At 60.8% G+C, this 20,090-nt stretch carries 19 protein-coding genes and 1 tRNA gene; 12 read left to right on the top strand and 8 right to left on the bottom strand.

The genetic code is table 11. The features are described from left to right. Nucleotides 1–98 precede the first annotated feature (98 nt). The 3 genes from ACQ4V8_RS14320 (at nt 99) to gabD (ending at nt 2,895) form a co-directional block, all read left to right on the top strand. The gene (locus ACQ4V8_RS14320) at nt 99–521 is read left to right on the top strand and encodes a CoA-binding protein (RefSeq protein WP_010393748.1); all 423 of its coding nucleotides are present in this window, start codon (nt 99–101) and stop codon (nt 519–521) included. Further along, the gene (locus ACQ4V8_RS14315; RefSeq protein WP_010393746.1) at nt 518–1,360 is read left to right on the top strand and encodes a PPK2 family polyphosphate kinase; all 843 of its coding nucleotides are present in this window, start codon (nt 518–520) and stop codon (nt 1,358–1,360) included. Before ACQ4V8_RS14320 ends, ACQ4V8_RS14315 begins: the two co-directional genes overlap by 4 nt. An 80-nt stretch (nt 1,361–1,440) precedes the next feature. Continuing rightward, entirely contained in the window at nt 1,441–2,895 is a 1,455-nt protein-coding gene (gene gabD, locus ACQ4V8_RS14310; RefSeq protein WP_010393743.1) for an NADP-dependent succinate-semialdehyde dehydrogenase, read from the top strand. A 6-nt stretch (nt 2,896–2,901) separates the two neighbouring features. Here gabD and ACQ4V8_RS14305 read toward each other — a convergent pair whose 3' ends face one another. Next, a complete protein-coding gene (locus tag ACQ4V8_RS14305; protein WP_436571706.1) occupies nt 2,902–4,029 on the bottom strand; it encodes an extracellular catalytic domain type 2 short-chain-length polyhydroxyalkanoate depolymerase in 1,128 nt (375 codons plus the stop codon). Nucleotides 4,030–4,217: 188 nt separating this feature from the next. On the opposite strand from ACQ4V8_RS14305, the gene ACQ4V8_RS14300 reads away from it, so the two are divergent. Then, complete coding sequence (locus ACQ4V8_RS14300; RefSeq protein WP_070346590.1) at nt 4,218–4,814, top strand: glutathione peroxidase; 597 nt, start codon at nt 4,218–4,220, stop codon at nt 4,812–4,814. Between the two features lie 196 nt (nt 4,815–5,010). Here the strand turns inward: ACQ4V8_RS14300 and pabB are convergent, their stop codons facing one another. The 3 genes from pabB to ACQ4V8_RS14285 form a co-directional block, all read right to left on the bottom strand. After that, entirely contained in the window at nt 5,011–6,855 is a 1,845-nt protein-coding gene (gene pabB / locus ACQ4V8_RS14295; RefSeq protein ID WP_436571705.1) for an aminodeoxychorismate synthase component I, read from the bottom strand. A gap of 21 nt (nt 6,856–6,876) precedes the next feature. Further along, complete coding sequence (gene slmA, locus ACQ4V8_RS14290) at nt 6,877–7,452, bottom strand: nucleoid occlusion factor SlmA (protein ID WP_029496083.1); 576 nt, start codon at nt 7,450–7,452, stop codon at nt 6,877–6,879. Nucleotides 7,453–7,553: 101 nt separating this feature from the next. Continuing rightward, nucleotides 7,554–8,288, bottom strand: a complete 735-nt coding sequence (locus ACQ4V8_RS14285; RefSeq protein ID WP_010393733.1) for a pyrimidine 5'-nucleotidase — start codon at nt 8,286–8,288, stop codon at nt 7,554–7,556. Nucleotides 8,289–8,339: 51 nt separating this feature from the next. Between ACQ4V8_RS14285 and ACQ4V8_RS14280 the strand changes: the two genes are divergently transcribed. Beyond that, nucleotides 8,340–9,248 carry a TraB/GumN family protein gene (locus ACQ4V8_RS14280; protein WP_436571704.1) on the top strand — a complete coding sequence of 303 codons (909 nt, stop codon included), beginning with the start codon at nt 8,340–8,342 and terminating at the stop codon, nt 9,246–9,248. Between the two features lie 174 nt (nt 9,249–9,422). On the opposite strand, the gene ACQ4V8_RS14275 is transcribed toward ACQ4V8_RS14280, so the two are convergent. Beyond that, nucleotides 9,423–9,497: transfer RNA gene (locus ACQ4V8_RS14275), tRNA-Thr, on the bottom strand. A 40-nt stretch (nt 9,498–9,537) separates the two neighbouring features. Beyond that, nucleotides 9,538–10,431, bottom strand: a complete 894-nt coding sequence (gene argB, locus ACQ4V8_RS14270) for an acetylglutamate kinase (RefSeq protein WP_010393729.1) — start codon at nt 10,429–10,431, stop codon at nt 9,538–9,540. 231 nt (nt 10,432–10,662) lie between these two features. On the opposite strand from argB, the gene ACQ4V8_RS14265 reads away from it, so the two are divergent. From ACQ4V8_RS14265 to ACQ4V8_RS14255, 3 genes are all read left to right on the top strand, one after another. Then, on the top strand, nt 10,663–10,845 hold the full coding sequence (locus ACQ4V8_RS14265; protein ID WP_436571703.1) for a cysteine-rich CWC family protein: 183 nt from the start codon (nt 10,663–10,665) through the stop codon (nt 10,843–10,845). Nucleotides 10,846–10,958: 113 nt separating this feature from the next. Beyond that, entirely contained in the window at nt 10,959–14,009 is a 3,051-nt protein-coding gene (locus ACQ4V8_RS14260; RefSeq protein WP_010393727.1) for a response regulator, read from the top strand. Between the two features lie 31 nt (nt 14,010–14,040). After that, nucleotides 14,041–15,192, top strand: coding sequence for a response regulator (locus ACQ4V8_RS14255; protein ID WP_010393724.1), 1,152 nt, complete (start codon nt 14,041–14,043; stop codon nt 15,190–15,192). A gap of 131 nt (nt 15,193–15,323) precedes the next feature. Here the strand turns inward: ACQ4V8_RS14255 and ACQ4V8_RS14250 are convergent, their stop codons facing one another. Both ACQ4V8_RS14250 and ACQ4V8_RS14245 read right to left on the bottom strand, forming a co-directional pair. Continuing rightward, nucleotides 15,324–16,616: an extracellular catalytic domain type 1 short-chain-length polyhydroxyalkanoate depolymerase gene (locus tag ACQ4V8_RS14250; RefSeq protein WP_436571702.1), complete on the bottom strand. Its 1,293-nt coding sequence runs from the start codon at nt 16,614–16,616 to the stop codon at nt 15,324–15,326. Between the two features lie 54 nt (nt 16,617–16,670). After that, the gene (locus ACQ4V8_RS14245) at nt 16,671–17,084 is read right to left on the bottom strand and encodes a CopG family transcriptional regulator (RefSeq protein WP_010393719.1); all 414 of its coding nucleotides are present in this window, start codon (nt 17,082–17,084) and stop codon (nt 16,671–16,673) included. Nucleotides 17,085–17,476: 392 nt separating this feature from the next. Between ACQ4V8_RS14245 and ACQ4V8_RS14240 the strand changes: the two genes are divergently transcribed. The 4 genes from ACQ4V8_RS14240 to ACQ4V8_RS14225 form a co-directional block, all read left to right on the top strand. Then, nucleotides 17,477–17,593, top strand: coding sequence for a DUF1289 domain-containing protein (locus tag ACQ4V8_RS14240; RefSeq protein WP_010393717.1), 117 nt, complete (start codon nt 17,477–17,479; stop codon nt 17,591–17,593). Between the two features lie 8 nt (nt 17,594–17,601). Continuing rightward, entirely contained in the window at nt 17,602–18,534 is a 933-nt protein-coding gene (locus ACQ4V8_RS14235; protein ID WP_436571701.1) for an MBL fold metallo-hydrolase, read from the top strand. 90 nt (nt 18,535–18,624) lie between these two features. Continuing rightward, nucleotides 18,625–19,578 (top strand): NAD(P)H-dependent flavin oxidoreductase, encoded by a 954-nt coding sequence (locus ACQ4V8_RS14230; RefSeq protein ID WP_010393712.1) that lies wholly within the window; start codon nt 18,625–18,627, stop codon nt 19,576–19,578. A 284-nt stretch (nt 19,579–19,862) separates the two neighbouring features. Continuing rightward, the coding region (locus ACQ4V8_RS14225) for an IS110 family transposase (RefSeq protein WP_436571700.1) at nt 19,863–20,090 on the top strand (228 nt) is incomplete at its 3' end.

Below are 20,090 nucleotides of genomic sequence, written 5' to 3'. Positions count from 1 at the left end.
CGTTGCTGCGCACGGCAGGATCTTCTTGCTAGCTCCCGCAGCGGGATAATTCTGCTACGCTAGGCGGGCAATGTCGCACGCCTAACCACGACCAGAATATGTCCAACATCGCCCGCATTTTGCAAGACAGCCGCATCATCGCCATCGTCGGCATGTCCGACAAGCCCGAACGCGCCAGCCACGAAGTAGCTGACTACTTGCTGCAGCATGGCTACCGTGTACTGCCCGTCAATCCTGCACTCGCTGGCAAGGAAGTGCTGGGCCAGCGTGTTCATGCCAGTCTGAGCGAAGCTGCTGCCTTTGTCGCTCCGGCGCGCATCGACATCGTCGATTGTTTCCGCAAGTCCGAGGATATCGTGCCCATCGCCGAGGAAGCCATCGCCGTCAAGGCAGGCTGTTTGTGGCTGCAGCTCGATATTATCAACGAGGCTGCGGCGCAACTGGCGCGTGCCGCTGGGCTGGCGGTGGTCATGGATCACTGCACGAAAATCGAGCACCGCAAGCTGGCGCTGGCAGCATGAAGGCGCGCAAGCAATTCCGTGCCGGCCAGGGCTTGCACCTGAACGAGGAATTCGCCGGCAAGCGCCTGCTGGGTGCTGCTTCCAAGGCGGCGAATAAAAAGCTGACAGCGGCCCAGTGCAAAGCCCTGGATATCGAGGAAACCATGGCGTTGACGGCGCAGATCGCCGAGTGCCAGAGCATGCTGTATGCACAGCACAAGAAAAAGGTGCTGCTGGTGTTGCAGGGCATGGATACGTCGGGCAAGGATGGTACCGTCAAGGCGATTTTCAGCAACATCAATCCGATGGGCATCCGTGCCGTGGCATTCAAAGGGCCCACCGATATCGAGCTGGCACACGATTACCTTTGGCGCGTACACCAGCATGTGCCCGTCAAGGGCGAGATCGCCATCTTCAACCGTAGCCACTACGAGGATGTGCTGATCACGCGCGTGCAGGACATGATCGACAAGGCAGAATGTCAGCGCCGTTATGCGCAGATCCGCGATTTCGAGCGCATGCTGAGCGAAACGGGCACCGTCATCCTGAAAGTGTTCTTGCATATCTCCAAGGAGGAACAGCGGGGACGGCTGCAGGAGCGGCTCGATGACCCCGACCGCCAGTGGAAGTTCGACCCTAATGATATTGCCCAGCGCAAGAAGTGGGATGGCTACCAGCGTGCCTACGAAACGGCGATCCGCGAGACCGACGCCGATCACGCGCCGTGGTACGTGGTGCCGTCCAATTCCAAGACCCAGCGCAACTTGGTGGTGGCTTCATTGCTGCTGGAAACGCTACAGGGCATGCAGCTGGGCTATCCGCCACCGGTGCCGAAACTGTCATCTTTCAAGGTCGAGTAGTTCCGTACTTTGCCTGCGGAATCGACCGTGCTGTGGCATAGTATCCTTCGTCGATAATTCAAACCAGACCGGAGATGCATATGCTGCAGTTGAAAGATCCTACCTTGTTGCGCCACCAGGCTTACGTGAATGGAGCCTGGACGGATGCCGACGCTGGCCAGACAATTAATGTGAGCAATCCCGCCACCGGCGAGCATATCGGCACGGTACCCCTGATGGGTGCTGCCGAAACGCGCCGCGCCATCGAGGCGGCCAATGTCGCCTGGCCTGCGTGGCGCAAGAAGACGGCCAAGGAGCGCGCGGCCGTGCTGCGCCGCTGGCATGACCTGATTCTGGAAAACGCCGACGACCTGGCGCTGATCATGACCACCGAACAGGGCAAGCCTTTGCCGGAAGCGAAAGGCGAAGTGCAGTTCGGCGCCTCGTTCATCGAGTGGTTTGCCGAAGAAGGCAAGCGCGTCGCGGGAGAGACCCTGCAATCGCCGTGGCCGGACCGTCGCCTGGTCGTCACTAAAGAGCCTATCGGCGTGTGTGCTGCCATCACGCCGTGGAATTTCCCCGCCGCCATGATCACCCGCAAAGTCGGTCCGGCCCTGGCCGCCGGCTGCCCGATGGTGTTGAAACCGGCCGAAGCGACACCATTTTCCGCGCTGGCGCTGGCCGTGCTGGCCGAGCGTGCTGGCGTGCCTGCGGGCGTATTTAGCATCGTCACCGGTGCGCCCAAAGACATCGGCGGCGAAATGACCTCGAACCCCATCGTGCGCAAGCTGACGTTTACGGGCTCGACCCAGGTGGGCCGTTTGCTGGCCGAGCAATGCGCTCCAACGATCAAGAAGCTGTCGCTGGAACTGGGCGGCAATGCGCCCTTCATCGTCTTCGATGACGCCGACTTGGACGCTGCCGTGGAAGGCGCTATCGCCTCTAAATACCGCAATGCTGGCCAGACCTGCGTTTGCGCCAACCGTCTGTACGTGCAAGACAGTGTCTATGACGCCTTCGCCGAGAAGCTGGTGGCCGCCGTCGCCAAGCTGAAGGTCGGCAATGGCATCGAGGCGGGCGTCACGCAAGGCCCGCTGATTGATGGCAAGGCTGTCGCCAAGGTGGAAGAGCACGTGGCCGATGCATTGGCCAAGGGCGGCCGCCTGCTGGCCGGTGGCAAGCGCCATGCGCTGGGCAATGGCTTCTTCGAGCCGACCATCATCGCCGACGTGACGAATGACATGCGCGTGGCCACGGAAGAAACCTTCGGCCCGCTGGCACCGCTGTTCCGCTTCAAGACCGATGATGAAGTCATCGCCTTGGCCAACAATACGGAATTCGGCCTGGCCGCCTACTTCTATTCGCGCGATATCGGTCGCATCTGGCGTGTGGCCGAAGGCCTGGAAACGGGCATGGTTGGCGTCAACACCGGCTTGATCTCGAACGAGATCGCACCGTTCGGCGGCGTCAAGCAATCGGGCCTGGGCCGTGAAGGCTCGACCTACGGTATCGATGACTACCTGGTCATCAAATACATCTGCATGGGCGGTATTTAAGGCAAGCTAGCGTGAGCCGCGGCGCGCAGCCAAACGATCGAGCATGCCCTTGACCGCTGCCATCTGCGTGCCGCTCTTGCGGTAAAAATTCGGGTCGATCGGATTGATGCTGGTGTAGCCCCAAAAATCCCAGCAGCCTTTCGGGTTGTAGGGGTAGACCGGGCTCGGTTCGACCTGCGGATACAGCACGATGATCTTGTTGGCATCGGCTACCTGGTTGTAGCCGGTGCTGGTATAGAAACGGTCGCCGATCGCTTGCGTCGTTTGCAGGCAGCCGTGGAACACCACGTGCACGCGGCAACTCTCGCTGTCGCAGGCTTTCGGGATGTAGGCGTAGCCCGTATGGTGCATGCTGGAGTACGCGTTCTGGATGAAGCTGCGTTGGTTGAAGGCGATCAGCTTGCCCGTCAGGGCGTTCGACGCGGGCTGCAAGTCGGGGTATAGGTGCTGCAAGATGTCGCCTGCCTGCACGTAGTCGCAGTCGTTGATGAACGGCGATTCCGTTGTGGCGCAGGGCTTGTCCTGATTGCTGTCGGTCAGGATGGCGTGGCCCGCGACTAGCGTGTCAATGAAGCGGATCTGCGCCGCCGGCGTGCCCGCCAGTTGATAGAACTTTTCCACCTGCTCCACCACCGGCCGCGTCACGGTCTGGTCTTTCGTGCCACTGAACAGATACACGCGCTGACGTTTCAGGTTGGCCGTATCGTCGATGAGACGGGCACGCGCAAAATCGTTCGCGGCGCGCAGCAATTCGCTCGCTACGGGCGGCGCCACCTGCGCGCTGCCAGGATTCATGCAGGTGGTCAGGGCATTGGTCAGGTAGGCAATGAAAGGGAAGCGACCCGGCTGGCCCGAGCAGAAGTACGGCCCGCCAGCGATGATGCCGGCGCCGGCCACAGTGGCCGAGTAGGCAACGGCAAATTGCGCCGCCATGAAACCGCCCGAGGACAGGCCCGATACGCTGGTCTGGCTCAAGTCGGCCTGGTAGGCGGGCAGGGCGGGGGCGTTCTTGTGCGCGCTAGCCGCCTTGACGGCCGTGACAGCCTTGGCAGCGTGCGCGCCGTCTGGCGCCAGGACGAGCAGGCTGGCGGCCAGCACGGTGGTGGGTAATGCGCTCAGGTGCAGGAAGGACATGGCTACTCCACGGGGCAAGGGCAGGAAGGCCGAGCATAGGTAAAAAAACTGTGCCTTGGGCAAGTACTGCATCGTTCTTGATATCGCTCAAGTAATCGCTCAAGTAATCGCTGTTGCGGTGGCCCTCATACGCGTGTGCGGCGTTTGGCATAGAATGGTTTTTTTACTTTTCGACCATGGTGCCCCTCATGTCCAAGACCCTTGCCCAGTTTTTTGCCTTCGCCACCCTTGCCGCCAGCGCCAGTCTGGTCGTGCCGGCCCATGCTGCCGAAACCGCGGCTGCCACGATTGCCGCAGCGCCCGCCTGTCCCGCCATTCTCAAGCAGACCTTCAACCGCTTGCAAGATGAAGCGCCGCAAAACTTGTGCCAGTACGCGGGCAAGGTCGTGCTGGTGGTGAACACGGCCAGTTACTGTGGTTTTACCAATCAATACCAAGGGCTGGAAGCGCTGTACGCCAAATATGGCAGCAAGGGTCTGGTGGTGCTGGGCTTCCCGTCGAACGATTTTGGCAAGCAGGAGCCTGGCAACAGCAAGGAAATCGCTGATCTTTGCTACAACACCTATGGCGTGAAGTTCCCCATGTTTGCCAAATCGGTGGTATCGGGGCCGGCACCGAATCCGCTGTACGCGGAGCTGATCAAGCAGACGGGCAAGACGCCGGGCTGGAATTTTCATAAATACCTGATCGACCGCAACGGTAAAGTGGTGGAAAGCTTCCCCAGCAAGGTGACGCCGGACGACAAGAAACTGCTGGGTGCCGTAGAAAAAGCGCTGGCGCTGTAAGTTGTCGCTATACCAGCAAGCCTGCGCGCCTGCATTTTTTTGATGCTGTGCCTGTTGGTTTGCCACCATTGGCCGGCGCTGCTTGTCCGGCTTAGTCACAAGCGGCGGCAAGCAGAGCATCATGGCGTATGTCGATGTCCTTGGGGTCTCCTACCGCAAGCCCATCCTACGGTGATGACACGATGCGGATAGACGCTTAATCGATGAGCTTGGCCGGCAGTGCGCCGCGCAGCGCATTGCACACGACGATCGCTTCGGCGCGCGCCAGCATGGCGCGCGTGATGATGGTTTCCTGCGCGTTCCAGGCGGGATCGGCCAGCATGGCTGCACGCTGCACGCCGGGCAGCACGCCGCAGGACAGCGGCGGCGTGTGCCAGCGCGTATCGAGCTGCACGAAGACATTGCTGCGTCCACCTTCCGTCAGCTCTCCCCGCTCGTTAAAGAACAGCATGTCGAAGCAGCCCTGCGCTTCGGCAGCGCGCCAGGCGGCGTCATAGCGCGTGCGCAGGCTGCTCTTGTGGCGCAGGAACAGGTCGTCTGCCGTGGTGGCTTCGGGCGCCAGCATGACTGTTACGCTCTCCGGCAAGGCGCTGAGAGCACCACTCTGCAGCGTGTATTTGCCGTCCTGGCGTAGCGCCAGGCGCAGGCGGAATGGCGCATCGTCGGATCGTTGCGCGCAGGCCGCCTGCAGTGCTGCGCGGGCAGCATTGTCATCCCAGGTAAAACCGAAGTAGGCGCTGGAAGCGGCCAGGCGCGCCAAGTGGCGCTCTTGCTGGCGGCAGCCATCGGCGCGGCTGGCGTGCAGGGTCTCGAACAGTTCAAAGTCGTTGCTCAAGCCGGTCAGGAAGCGGGCCTTGAGCTGACACTCGGCAAATTCCTCTTGCGCATCGCTGTCGAGTACGATGCCGGCGCCCACGCCCATTTCGCCGCGCCGGATACTGCCAGCGCCAGGGCCAGCCGGCTGCAGCGCCAGGGTGCGGATCGGTACGGACATGCAGAAGTCGCCCACCGCGTGGACAGCGCCGATGGCTGGCGGATCGAACCAGCCGATGGCGCCCGTGTAGATGCCGCGTGGCGCCGCTTCCAGTTCGGCGATGATTTCCATGCTGCGCCGCTTGGGCGCGCCCGTGATCGAACCGCAAGGGTACAAGGCCTGGAAGATATCAGGCAGGCTGGCATCGTCGCGCAAACGCGCTTGCACGGTGGACGTCATTTGCAGCACGCTGCTGTAGCGCGTCACCTGGAACAGTGCCGGCACCTTGACCGAACCCGTGACGGCGATGCGGCCGATGTCGTTGCGCAGCAGGTCGACGATCATCAGGTTTTCCGCGCGGTTCTTCGTATCATTGGCCAGGGCGCTGGCACGATGCGCGTTTTCTTCCACCTGTTCGGCAGGGGCGGCCGGCGCCGTGCCTTTCATGGGACGCGCCGTCAGCTCGCCCTGCGCATGGCGCACGAACAGCTCCGGCGACAGCGACAGCAGGGCACCGCCATCGGGCAGCATTATCAGCGCGCCATACGGCACCGGCTGGCGCGCGCGCAGCCGTGCATACAGCGCCAAGGGCGAGCCGAAGGCGTCGAAGCGCAAACGGTATGTGTAGTTGATTTGGTAGGTGTCGCCAGCCACGATGTAGTCGTGGATGCGGTTCAGCGCGCGCGTGAATTGGCTACGATCCACATTTGCGTGTATGCCGGCGATACCGGCCGGCGTGTCCGCCGCTGGCGTCCGTTCAGCCAGCCACTGCAGCACCGCCTCCTGTGACAGCTGGCTGCAATGTTCAAAGACCAGCACCTGCGCCAGCGGCGCGGCGTCGATGCCTGCCGCACGTGGTGGCATGGCCAGCAAGTGCGCCCCCAGCTCATAGCTGCACACGCTGACGGCGTACTGGCCGCGTTGCAAGGCCCCTTGCAGCCCTTCGAGCAGGGCTGGCCAGCTATCGCCGTCGGTGCACTGCAAGACCTCTACCAGACCCGTGTACAGGCGCGAACTGGCGCCTGGCGTGCTGGCGTCATCGAGCAGGGCGAAACAGTCGGTGTGCATAGGGACAGCGGCGGCGATGATTTATCCCAGCAGCATGGCGATTTGCAGCGCCGCTTCCTGGGACGGATTGATCTTGAAGCCGCTCTTGGCATAGCGGTGCCAGCGCCCGATGACGAAGCTGATGATCAGGGTGGCGCGCGCCGCCACTTCGCTTTCCTTGCCATGGCCTTCGGCGGCGGCCACGCGCAAGGCCTGCTTGAGCGCCAGCTCCACGCGGTCGTAGAACTGGTTCATGCGTACTTGCAAGCGTTCGTCCTCATTCACCAGCGCATCGCCGATCAGCACGCGCGTCATGCCCGGATTGCTGATGGCAAAATTGAGCAGCATGCCGATGATGTCGCGCGTCTGCGTCATGCCGTCGCTGTGCTTGTCCGCGATCTGGTTGATCAGGCCGAAGACGCTCGACTCGATGAACTCGATCAGCCCTTCGAACATTTGCGCCTTGCTGGCGAAATGGCGGTACAGGGCCGCTTCCGACACGGCCAGTCTGGCGGCCAGTGCGGCAGTGGTGATTTTTTCGCCTTTCGGCTGCTCCAGCATTGCGGCGAGGGCCTGAAGAATTTGTAGCCTGCGTTGGCCCGGCGGTGTGCTTGCCATATTTTCTCTTGTCGTTAAAAAAATGCTGCCTTGATGAGGAGGTCCGTCACCGCCGCTAGCGGTGCGGCCCCCGGCGTCAACCGGAAGCCTAGGAGCCCCCTTCAGCGAAGACGGTGAAGGCGGCGTGCCAAATGCCGGACAGATTTTACTTTGACATCGACGTAAGCGGGGCGATTTAACGCCTTTGGCAACTTTGCCACGCCGATCGGATCAGCCATTTTCAGGTATTGCGTAATCCAGGCCGTGCGCAGCCCCAGTTTTTTTGCGCCCCGCAAGTTGGCCAGGGTGTCTTCCACCAGGATGCAGCGGCCAGGGCGGATGTGGTGCTTGCGCATCAGTTTGCGCAGCATCAGGGTCGATGGCTTGGGCCGCAACTGGCGGTGCACATGCATCGCCTCGATGGCGATATGCTGCGCAAAGTGTCGCTGCAAGCCCAGGTGGCGCATCACGTCGCTCGAATAGCGCAGCGGCGCGTTGGTGAGCAAAATTTTACGGCCAGGCAGGCGTTTGAGTAAAGCCCCCAGCCCCCGCTCGGCGCGTATCATGGCGCGCAAATCGTCGAAGGTATGCGTCTCGTGCAAAAAATGCGCTGCCTGCACCTGGTGGTGCTTGACCATGCCCAGCAAGGTGGCGCCATAGCGGCGCCAGTAGCCCGCGCGCGCCGCATTGACGATGGCGGCGTCGGCCGGCGTCACGCCGTCGCCCAGTACGCGGGCAATATACGTGTTCATATTGGCCGTGATGGTGGGGAAAATGGCATGCGATGCATTGTGCAGCGTGTTGTCGAGGTCAAACAGCCAGACCGGCGACGAGCGGTTAAGATGGGACACAGGCACAAGAGTCTTTGCTAGCGAGAGAAGATGAAAAATTCAACAATCAGGAAAACCATGCGACGCCAGATTATAGTGATGTTTTGCGGATTATTCTTGCTGCCGTTGCAGGCGGCCCTCGCCGACGCGTCGCCCTTGGTACAAAATCGGGGCGCCTTGTTCAAGGTGCAGGACGCCAGCCACACTCTGTATCTGTTCGGCACCATCCATGTCGGCGCGCCTGATTTCTATCCGCTCGAGCCGTTGGTGACGCAGGCATTGGAAGACGCCGGGGCGCTGGCGCTGGAGATCGATCCCGGCGCCGATCCGCGCGCCGCCGTGGGCGCCATACTGAAATATGGCATGGAGGCGCCGGGCAGCAAAGTGCCGGCTGATTGCCGTCAGACCCTGGCACCGCGTCTGGCGCCGCTGTTGCAAAAATACGCGATTCCAGCCGAATCGGTGGCGCCGATGAAGCCGTGGATGCTGGCCAGCATGCTGGCCATCGGCGAATTTTCCAGCCTCGGCTACCGCTCCGACCTGGCGGTCGACAATTATCTGGCGCAGCAGGCCAAGGCGCGCAAGATTCCCGTGCTGGCACTCGAATCGATGGAAGGCCAGATGGCACTGTTTGGCGCCATGACACCGCTTGAGCAGTGTCGTTTCCTGGAAGACAGCGTAGTCTCGATCGAGGAGCAGGAACAAAGTCAGGAAGCGCGCGCGATCGCCGACGCCTGGCGTACGGCCGACGCGGCGGCCTTCGATACGCTGGCGGCAAAGGCGGCGCAAGACCCGTCGTTTGCCGCGCAGTTCGTGCAAAAGGTGTTGTTAGATGGCCGCAACCCGGCCCTCGCCGAGGGCATCGCGCAACTACTGGCGCGCGAAAAAAATAGCCTGGCCGCTATCGGCATACTGCATCTGGTGGGAACGAAAAGCGTGCCGGAGCTGTTGCGTCAAAGGGGATTGAAGGTCGAGCGGATTTATTGAACGGCAGAAGCGATGACGGCAGCTCAGCCGCGCAAAACACGCGGCAGAGTAGATGGGGAGTGTTCAGGGCAAGTCGTCTTGACGAAGACAGTACGCATGGTCGGCGAGGCGAGGCAACGCAGCCATGGACAGTTTTGCTATGGGGAGATGACGGCAGATACGGGGATAACTCGATGGTGCCCTTGACGTGGATCGAACACGTGGCCTCTCCCTTACCAAGGGAGTGCTCTACCACTGAGCTACAAGGGCATAAAAAATCGGCGCTGGGTGAATTGCGCCGAATTAATCTTTAGTGCGAACGGATCATAGTACCAAAAGCCTGCTCGGTCAACACTTCCAGCAATAATGAGTGTTCGATGCGGCCATCGATGATGTGCACCGTGTTGACGCCGGACTTGGCGGCGTCGAGCGCGGACGAGATCTTTGGCAGCATGCCGCCCGAGATCGTGCCGTCGGCAAACATCTCGTCGATTTCGCGCGCGGACAGGTCGGTCACCAGATTGCCCTGCTTGTCCTGGACGCCGGCGATGTTGGTCATCATGATCAGCTTTTCCGCTTTCAGGATTTCCGCGATCTTGCCCGCCACGACGTCGGCGTTGATGTTGTAGGCCTGGCCATCCTGGCCGAAACCGATAGGCGAGATGATGGGAATGAAGGCATCGTCCTGCAGCGCCTTGACGACGGCCGGATTGATCGCGTCGATCTCGCCCACAAAGCCGATGTCGAGGAATTCGCCCGGATGTTCGCGGTCTGGCATCTGCATCTTGCGCGCCCGGATCAAGCCGCCATCCTTGCCCGTCAAGCCAACTGCCTGGCCGCCGTAATGGTTGATCAGCATGACGATATCCTGTTGCACTTCGCCGCCCAGTACCCACTCCACCACTTCCATGGTTTCTTCATCAGTGATGCGCATGCCTTGCACAAAGGTGCCTTGCTTGCCGATTTTTTTCAGTGCGTTGTCGATCTGCGGTCCGCCGCCGTGCACCACGACCGGGTTCATGCCGACCAGCTTGAGCAAAATGACGTCGCGCGCGAAGCCGTGCTTCAGGCGTTCGTCCGTCATGGCATTGCCACCGTATTTGATGACGATGGTCTTGCCATGGAAATTGCGAATGTAGGGAAGGGCCTCGGCCAGAATCTGCGCCTTGATTTGTGGCGACACCGCCGTCAAGTCGTCATTCATGTCCAGGTTCAAGTTAGCTAGTTGATTCATGGCGAGTCCGGAAAATAGATTTGTGAGATTTTACAGTGAAGAAGAAAATCTTGGCGGCATTATAGGGCGATCTTGTTGTATTTTCCCTGATGATCCTATAGTCTGGTCCGATATGTCCGCCAGCCAGCCCTTTTACTGCCCGTTACATCTGCGTCACACCCCGGTGCAGCATGACACACACTTGTTAATTCAAACACAGCCATGAGCCAGTGCACTCTCTGCGGCGCCACCTTCCAGTGCGGCCAGACTGACCCGCAGGCCGGCGCAGCATGCTGGTGCATGGTCTTGCCGCCCGCCATACCCGTGCCCGGCAGTCGCGTCGTCGGTTGCTGGTGCCCAGCCTGCCTGCAAGCGCATATCGCTACCCTGCCCCGCTCGCAATAGCGGTCACGTTGGCTGATTAAGCGCTGCAGTATAAATTGCTTTGTAATAAACCTTGCTTTCCGTAGGGGAATACGTTCAGACTTCGATTTTTAAGAATTTCTGACAGGAAAGTCATGCGCTTCAGGGATATCCGCATCGGCGTGCGTATCAATGCCGGTTATGCCATTTTGATCGTGCTGATGCTGGTCGTCATTGCCCTTGCGAGCAGTTGTATCTATGCCATCCGCGCCGAGACCGACGATATTTTGCAGCGCGATTGGATCGCGGCCAAGGCCACCAGCAAGATCTATGGGCTAGCGCGCGAGGCTGCCGCGCGCATAGGCAGCTTGCCGAACCAGCACGAGTTGGCACGCCGCCAGGCGAATCAGGCGCGCCTGGAAGCGATCAAGCAAGCCATCGACGAGCAGGTGCGCATTCTCGATGGTCTCGATACGCGGCCGGAACAACGGCGCCTGCTCGAACAGATGCGCCTTGCACGCGCCGATTACTACGTGACGCTCAAGACGACGTTCGAACTGGCCGAGCGCGGTGACGATGCTGGCGCAGAGCTGGCCGTGCAGACGCAAACCTTGCCGGTGCTGGAAAAAGTGCTGCTGCATGTGGGCCAGCTCGATGACTTGCAGCAGCACTTGATACGCGACAGCGCCGCCGGGATACGCAACGATATCGATACGTCGCTGATGCTGATGGGCGGCATCGGGCTGGTAGCCCTGCTGATAGGCCTGGCCTTTGCCTGGTCGGCGCGCTCGATTACGCGCCCGCTGGGCGAGGCGGTGGCGATCGCCACGCGCGTGGCCGATGGCGACTTCAGTTCCGTCATTGAAGTGACGTCGCGCGACGAGACGGGCGAATTGCTGCAGGCGCTGAAAAACATGAGCACCAACCTGGCCGTTGAGCAGGACCTGCGCCATGCCGTCGAAGTGGCCGAAGATGCGACCAAGATGAAGTCGGACTTCCTGGCCAATATGTCGCACGAGATCCGCACGCCGATGAACGGCATCATCGGCATGACCCACCTGGCGCTGCAGACCGAGCTCACCTCGACCCAGCGCAACTACCTCGAGAAGGTCGAGTCGGCTTCGAAGAACCTGCTGGCCATCATCGACGATATCCTCGATTTCTCGAAGATCGAGGCGGGCAAGATGGCCTTTGAAAAAGTCGATTTTTTTCTCGAGGACGTGCTGGCGCAGATCGCCGACCTGTCCGTGATGCGTGCGCAGGACAAGGGGCTCGAGCTGCTGTTCGACATCGCCCCCGACGTACCAAATGCATTGCAGGGTGACCCGCTGCGCCTGGGCCAGGTACTGATCAACCTGACCAATAACGCTATCAAGTTTACGGACAAGGGTGAGATCGTCGTCAGCATCCGTCTGCAACAGCTTGAGGAACATGCGGCCGTCTTGCGCGTGGACGTGCGTGACACTGGCATCGGCCTGACTCCGCCCCAGCGCAGCAAATTGTTCCAGGCATTTACCCAGGCCGACACGTCGACTACGCGCCACCATGGCGGCACCGGCCTGGGGCTGACCATCAGCAAGCGCCTGGTGGAAATGATGGAAGGCGAGATTGACCTGGTCAGCGAAGCGGGTAGGGGCAGTACTTTTTTCTTTACGGCGCGTTTCGGCCTGGCCGCCGTGCCGCGCGACAGCCTGCCAGTGGTGCCGCAGTTCCAGGGCCTGCGTGTGCTGGTGGTTGACGACAACCCCAGCGCGCGGGAAATCTTCGTCAGCATGCTGACAGCGCTCGGTTTCGAGGCGCGTGCGGTGTTTAGCGGCGTGCTAGCCATCGGCGCCGTGGCGCAGGCGCGTGCCGAGGGGCGCCCGTACGGGCTGGTGCTGATGGACTGGAAAATGCCAGGCATGAATGGCCTCGATACGCTGGCTGGTATCCGCGCCGATGCCGCCGGCATCCATGCGACGCCGGCCTGCATCATGGTCACGGCCTTCCATCGCGAAGCGCTGCTGGAGGCGGCACGCCAGCGCGAATTGCCGCTCGATGGCGTATTGAACAAGCCGGTCAGCGCCTCGACCTTGCTTGACCAGATATCGTTCGTGTTTGGCGGCGTGACAGGGCAAAGCCGCAAGACGCAGCGCCAGAGCAGCTACCGCGATGACGAGCGCGCCCTGCGCGGCGCCTGGCTGCTGCTGGTTGAAGACAATGAGGTTAATCAGGAAGTGGCGCAGCAAATTCTCAACGACGCCGGTATTCGTGTTGACATCGCCAGCAATGGCGCCATCGCGTTGGCGAAGATCGAGGAAAATGCCTATGACGGTGTGCTGATGGATTGCCAGATGCCGGTGATGGATGGTTACCAGGCTACCCGCAAGCTGCGCCAGGATCCCCGCTATTCGAATTTGCCCGTGATCGCCATGACGGCCAATGCCATGGTTGGCGATAAGGAAAAATGCCTGGACGCCGGCATGAACGATTTCATTGCCAAGCCGATCAACGTGGCGCAGCTGTTCGGTACGCTGGCGCGCTGGATCACGCCGGCTGCGCCTCAGGAGGCGACGGCGGCGCAGCCGCAGCCGCAGCCGCAGCCTGAAGCGGAGCTGCCTGTGATCGCCGGCCTAAAGATGGCGGAGACCATACGGCGCGTGGGCGGTAATATTCCTTTGATGCGAAAACTGCTGGAGCGTTTTGTGGAAACACAGTTCGATGCCATGCAGCGCATCGTCACCGCCATCGAGAACAACCAGCTCGAGACGGCAATCCGAGAAGCGCATACCCTCAAGGGCCTGGCTGGCAATATCGGTGCCGGTGGCCTGGCCGACAGCGCGGCGCGGGTCGAGCATTTACTTAGTCTGGGATCGCATGACGGTTTGCCGCAGGCGCTTGCGGCCTGCACCCTGGCGCTCGACGAACTGGTGCCGAAGATTGTGTTGGCCATGCAGTCGCGCAGCAATGTGGCCGAGCCAGGCAACGCTGTCGTGGCACCAGTGGAGCGGGCACACTTGGAGGCGGGCTTGCGCGAACTGTCACAGCTGCTGCAGCAGGACGATGCGCAGGCCGTCAGGCATCTTGACGGTATCGCTCCCGTGCTGGCCGCGGCCGGGCAGGCGGAACATGCGCGCCAGTTGAAGCGCATGCTCGGACAATACGATTTCGAAGGTGCGCTGGCGCAGCTCGGTGAGGTAGCCGAGGCGCTGGAGCTGACACTGTGACAGGTATAGATATGCAGAACGAAGGACAGATATGAAAGCGCCAGCAAGCAAGCCAACCATCCTGGTGGTCGACGACACGCCAGACAATATCGACCTGTTGCGTGCGGTGCTGGAAGACGATTACCGGACCAAGATTGCCGTCAATGGCGAGCGCGCCCTGAAGATCGCCGCTGGCGGCGACCAGCCGGACCTGATTCTGCTCGACATCATGATGCCGGGCATGAGCGGCTACGATGTGTGCCGCGCGCTGAAGGCCGATCCCGTCACGGCTGGCATACCCGTCATGTTTGTGACTGCCATGAGCGAGGTGGCCGACGAGCAGCTGGGCCTGGCTTTGGGCGCCGTCGACTACATCACCAAGCCGATTTCGTCGCCCATCGTACTGGCGCGCATCAAGACGCAGTTGGCGATGAAGCAGATGCAGGATTTCTTGCGCGACCAGAACCAGTATCTGGAAACGGAAGTGGAGCGACGGGTGCAGGAAGTCAAGGCGCTGCAGGATGTCACCATCCACGCCATGGCTTCGCTGGCCGAGACGCGCGACAGCGAAACGGGTAACCATATCCGCCGCACCTCGCACTACCTGAAAGCGCTGGCAGAGAAGGTACGCGGCTTGCCACGTTTCCGGGCTTTTTTGACGGACAAGAATATCGAACTGCTGTTCAAGACTGCGCCGCTGCACGATATCGGCAAGGTGGGCATCCCCGACCATATTTTGCTCAAGCCGGGGCGTTTTGAACCGCACGAAATGGCCATCATGAAGACGCACACCACGCTGGGGCGCGACGCCATCCTGGCAGCCGAGCAAGAGCTGGGCATCGAAGTCGATTTCCTCAAGTACGCCAAGGAGATCGCCTATAGCCACCATGAAAAATGGGATGGCAGCGGCTACCCGCAAGGACTCGCAGGCGAAGAAATTCCGATTTCGGCACGCCTGATGGCGCTGGCCGACGTCTATGACGCCTTGATCAGCCGACGCATCTACAAGCAGGGTATGGAGCATGCGCAGGCCGTGCAGATCATCATCGAGGGTCGCGGTTCGCACTTTGACGCCGAGATCGTCGATGCTTTCCTGGAAATTCAGGACCAGTTCATCGCCATCTCCAGCCGCTATGCCGACGGTATCTGCGAGATCGCCGACAAGCAGCGGCAAATCGCGCCGTTCGTCGAAAACATCAGCTGACGGTCTTGAAGAAGCGCAGCAGCATTTTACGGTCGTCGGCTGGCGTCCGGGCCTTTGCCGTCTGCTTAGGACTGCCGCTGCCGCCGGACCAGGCATGGCCGGCACCGTGCATCTCAGCTCAAGATAAGTGGTCAGCTGACGGTTTTGAAGAAGCGCAGCATCTCTCTGCTGGCGTCCGGGCCTTTGCCGTCTGTATAACTACCGTTGCCGCTGCCGCCGGACCAGGCATGGCCGGCGCCGTGGATGACCCAGTGTTCCCCCAGCGGTGATCCATCTGCCTGGCTATGCGTGGTGCGCGTGTAGCGGTGGCCATTTGGTACGCTGCCATCGATGGAAGCGGCCTTGGCAGCCTTGCCGCCAGCTTGGCTGCGTACGCCCTGGGCAATCAGTTCATCGCCATTGCGCGGGTTGACGGTGGTGTCGCGGTCGCCATGGAAAACGATGATGGGCACGCCGCCTGCCGGTGCCTTGCGCTGGGCATTGGGCATGGCGCCGCCTTTCATGGCGGCCAGCGCCGACGGCAAGTCCTGTGCCGAGGCGAACGGCAGGCCCGAATGCACGCCGACGGCGGCGAACAAATCCGGGTACAAGGTGCCGACAATGACGGCCATGGCGCCGCCCGCCGACAGGCCGGCGACGAACACTTCGCGTTCATTCACCGGGTAGTCGTCGATCACTTGCCGCGCGATACCGGCGATCAGCGACGGTTCGCCCTGGTCGCGCTGCTGGTCGATGGCATTGAACCAGTTCCAGCAGCGCGAACTGTTGGCTCCCTGTGTTTGCGCCGGGTAGACGACAAAACATTCCTTTTCTTCGGCCAGCGCATTCATTTGGGTGCCTGCCGCGAAATCGTCGGGATTTTGCGTGCAGCCATGCAGCATCACGATCAGCGGCATGGCTTGGCCATGATAGCTGCTGGGAATGTACAGTTTGTAGGAGCGCGTACCCGCATGGTTGCGGTATACGCCGTCGATGAACTGCGCGCCAGCGGGCATCTGCGCCGGCGTGCTCGCTGGCGCATTGAAACCGGGCGGATGGAAATTCGGCAGCTCGAAGGTGGGCATGTCGAAGCTATGCTGTCTCAGGCCTGCCGGCACGCCCAGACGCGCCATGAAATCTTGTGCGAACTCCTGGGCCACCTGCGCGGGCGTGGGCGGCACGGCAGCCGTTTCCGGCGTAGCATCGGCTTGCGGCTGCGCGGCTCGGGCCTGCGCTGATGCTGATGCTGGTGCCGGTGATGGCGCAGGTGGCTGATTAATATCGCGCATGGGCTGTGGTGACGGCTGCTGTTTGGGCGCTGCCTGCGGCACCAGGCCAGCCGCGGCCAGCGCCTGCTCGATGGCTGCGGCGGCGGCGGGACTTTGGCCCATCAGATTACGGCTTGCGGCGCGCATCTGCGCCAACATGTTGAGAGGGAGTTTCATGACTATCCTTAACGGTGCTGCGCATCGGTCGGGGCATCGCCACGAACCAATACGCTAGTGAATTCGCCCTGCGAGCGCGGTCTTGACGACGCTGCTGGCATGCAGGGCACCTAATACGAAAATCGACTCGATGGTGGCCAGTGCCAGTTCCACGGAGACGTCGCTGGCGATGCTGGCCAGTCCCAGAACCTGGATTTGCAGGCGCTGGCCGGCTGCCTGGATCGCTTCCAGGTCGGCGCGCGAATAATGCTGCATGCCCAGTACCAGGCTTTTACGGGCGACGGTTTGCTTGACCACGTCGGCGTGGGCGCCCAGCTGGTTGCGGATCGCCGTCCGGATCAGATCCGTGCGGTTGGAATAAAAACCCTCCTGGACCAGCAAATCGATCTGCCCCAGGTCGATCAAACCGAGGTTGATCGTGATTTTTTCGGATTCCCCAATTTTGGGTTTGCTGTCTTGCTTGGCCATAAGTCTCCAAAAACTCTCCGCGGCATCCATTTGCCATCTGTATGGATGGTAGTATAGTTATGAAATATCTTAAGTCAAGCAGGATTTGGCCTGATCGTGTTGTAGGACGGATACCCGTAGAGTGAGTATGGACTGTAAAAAATTTCAGGAGGATGATTTTTTGATATGATTTTTCTTGTCAATATATTTACAGAAACATTGCATGGCGATGCCATCGCCTCGCCAGGTTGGTTTCGCGGCATAATGAAAGCCTCGACGTTTACCGATGCCGCTCCATGATGGTCGCTACCCCACCTCCGCCAGCCGTTCCGCTCCCCCTGCCGTCACCGGTGCCTTCGCCCTGTGTCAGCCTGTGCAAGATCAATCCCAACAGCGCTTTGTGCGAAGGCTGTATGCGCACGCTCGACGAGATCATCGCCTGGAGCAAGGCAGATGACGACTTCAAGCGCGCCGTGCTGGCCCAGTTGCCGGGCCGTGTATCCCTGCTCGATTTCGAGCCCGACTACTGAGGAAACCCATGCCGCGATCACCAGCGCTGTTCCCCGATGCCATTCAGGTGTTCGAACGCGGCTGGCTATCGTCGAACAACATCCTGTTCAAGGGCAAGGATGACACGGCCCTGATCGACAGCGGTTATGTCACGCACGCGCCGCAAACACTGGCCTTGCTGCGCCATAGCTTGGCTGGCCGGCCGTTGGAGCGCTTGTTCAACACCCATTTGCACTCCGACCATTGCGGCGGTAATGCGCTGCTGCAGTCCGCATACGGCTGCCACACGGCCATTCCCGTATCTGAAGCGGACAAGGTGCGAGTGTGGGATGTCGATGCGCTCAGCTTCCAGGCCACGGGCCAGCAATGCCCGCGCTTCGGCTTTGATGCCACCATTTCTCCCGGTGACACCTTGACCTTGGCCGATATGGCCTGGCAGGCGCTGGGTGCACCGGGTCACGACCCGCACTCGCTGATTTTTTACTGCGCCGACGAGGGCATCCTCATTTCCGCCGACGCCCTGTGGGAAAACGGTTTTGGCGTGATCTTCCCCGAACTCGACGGCCGCTCCGGTTTTAGCGAGGCGCGCGCCACGCTGGACCTGATCGCCAGCCTGGACGTGCGCGTCGTCATCCCCGGCCACGGGCGGCCGTTTCAGGATGCCGCCGGGGCCCTGCAGCGCGCCTATTCGCGCCTCGACTACCTGTCGTCGGACCCCGTGCGCAATGCGCAGAATGCGGTCAAGGTGCTGCTGAAATTTTTGCTGCTCGAGCGTCAGCGCATCGCCATCGCCACGATACCCGCGCTGTTGCGCGGCATGCCCATCTTCGAAGAGGCCAACCGGCGCTTCCTGCGCCAGGAGACGGTTGCGTTGGCCGAGTGGGCTGTCGCGCAGCTATGCAGAGCTTGCGCGGCACATGTCGAGGGTGAGTACTTGCTCAATGAGCCTGGACACGGATAGCTAACAAATTCAGCACGACCGTACTTTTTCTGCACTATAATTAACGTTCAGTGTGTCTTTCATCCCGATCAACTTTCCAGCGAGTCCGCCATGGCATTGCCTGTTGCGTTGCAAAACCTTTCCTTACCCGTTATCGCCTCGCCGATGTTTATCGCCAGCGGCCCGGCCCTCGTCGCGGCACAGTGCAAGGCCGGCATCGTCGGTTCCTTCCCGGCGCTGAACGCGCGTCCCGCTGAATTGCTCGACACCTGGCTCACGGATTTGCGAGTCGAGCTGGCAGCCTTCCAGGCCGCCAATCCCGACAAAAAAGTGGGGCCGATTGCTGTCAACCAGATCGTGCACCAGTCGAACGACCGCCTGGCACATGACGTGGAAGTGTGCGTGAAACACCAGATTCCCATCATCATTTCCTCGCTGCGTGCGCCGCCCAAAGAAATGCTCGACGCCATCCACAGCTATGGCGGCATCGTGCTGCATGATGTGATTTCGATCCGCCACGCAAAAAAGGCGCTGGAGGCCGGTGTCGACGGCTTGATACTGGTGGCCACCGGCGCTGGCGGCCATGCGGGCACCTTGTCGCCATTCGCGCTGGTGGGCGAAGTGCGCAAATTCTTTGACGGTCCGCTGGCGCTGTCCGGCTCCATCGCCACGGGCGACGCCGTGCTGGCAGCACAAGCCATGGGTGCCGACTTTGCCTACATAGGCTCGCGTTGGCTGGCGACCAAGGAATCGAACGTCAGCGACGGTTACCGCGACGCCATTGTGGATTCAAGCGCTGCGGACATCGTCTATACGAATTTGTTTACGGGCGTGCACGGCAACTACCTGAAAAAATCGATCGTCGCTGCAGGACTTGATCCGGAAGCCTTGCCCGAAGCGGACAAGAGTTCGATGAACTTTGGCTCGGGCAGCGCCAAGGCCTGGCGCGATATCTGGGGTGCTGGCCAGGGCGTGGGTTTGATGGACGACGTGCCAAGCGTAGAAGAGATGGTGGCGCGCCTGAAGGCCGAATACGATGCGGCGCGCGCGCGGCTGAAGCTGTAACGCGGGTGCTGCGGTGGTGGTGTCGGATTACGCTGCGCTAATCCGACCTTGTATTATTCCCTTCATGCCGTTCGTGATATTGCGAACGGTATCGACCGCTGTCAAAATCTTGGTAGGCATATCAAGACCGGGTAACTGGATGCTGTATCCGCCCTTAGGCTTCGAGCCAGTTTCGTAGATCTCGCACCAGTTACCCATCCTCAATGTCAAGATCGGACAGTATCTTTGGCACCGGCATGCCGGTTAGCCCGCATTCACAAGGTAGATCGCAAGAGGACCACAGCATGTTTAATTTAGGAATCGACGTTGCCAAAGCGAAGCTCGACTGCGCGCTGCGCCTGCCTAACGGAAAACACCGTAACAAAGTAGTAGAAAACAATCACAAAGGATTCATCGCACTCAGCGAATGGCTGCTCAAGCAGGATGCCAGCAGTCCGCGCGTATGCATGGAAGCGACCGGAACCTACTGGGAAAAGGTGGCCGAATATCTCGCTGGACTTGGCATGGTGGTC

The organism is Janthinobacterium paucivorans, assembly GCF_051380805.1.
GTDB lineage: Bacteria > Pseudomonadota > Gammaproteobacteria > Burkholderiales > Burkholderiaceae_D > Janthinobacterium > Janthinobacterium lividum_D.
Note: the sequence above shows the minus strand (reverse complement) of the source record. Positions and strands in the feature narration are given on the sequence as shown.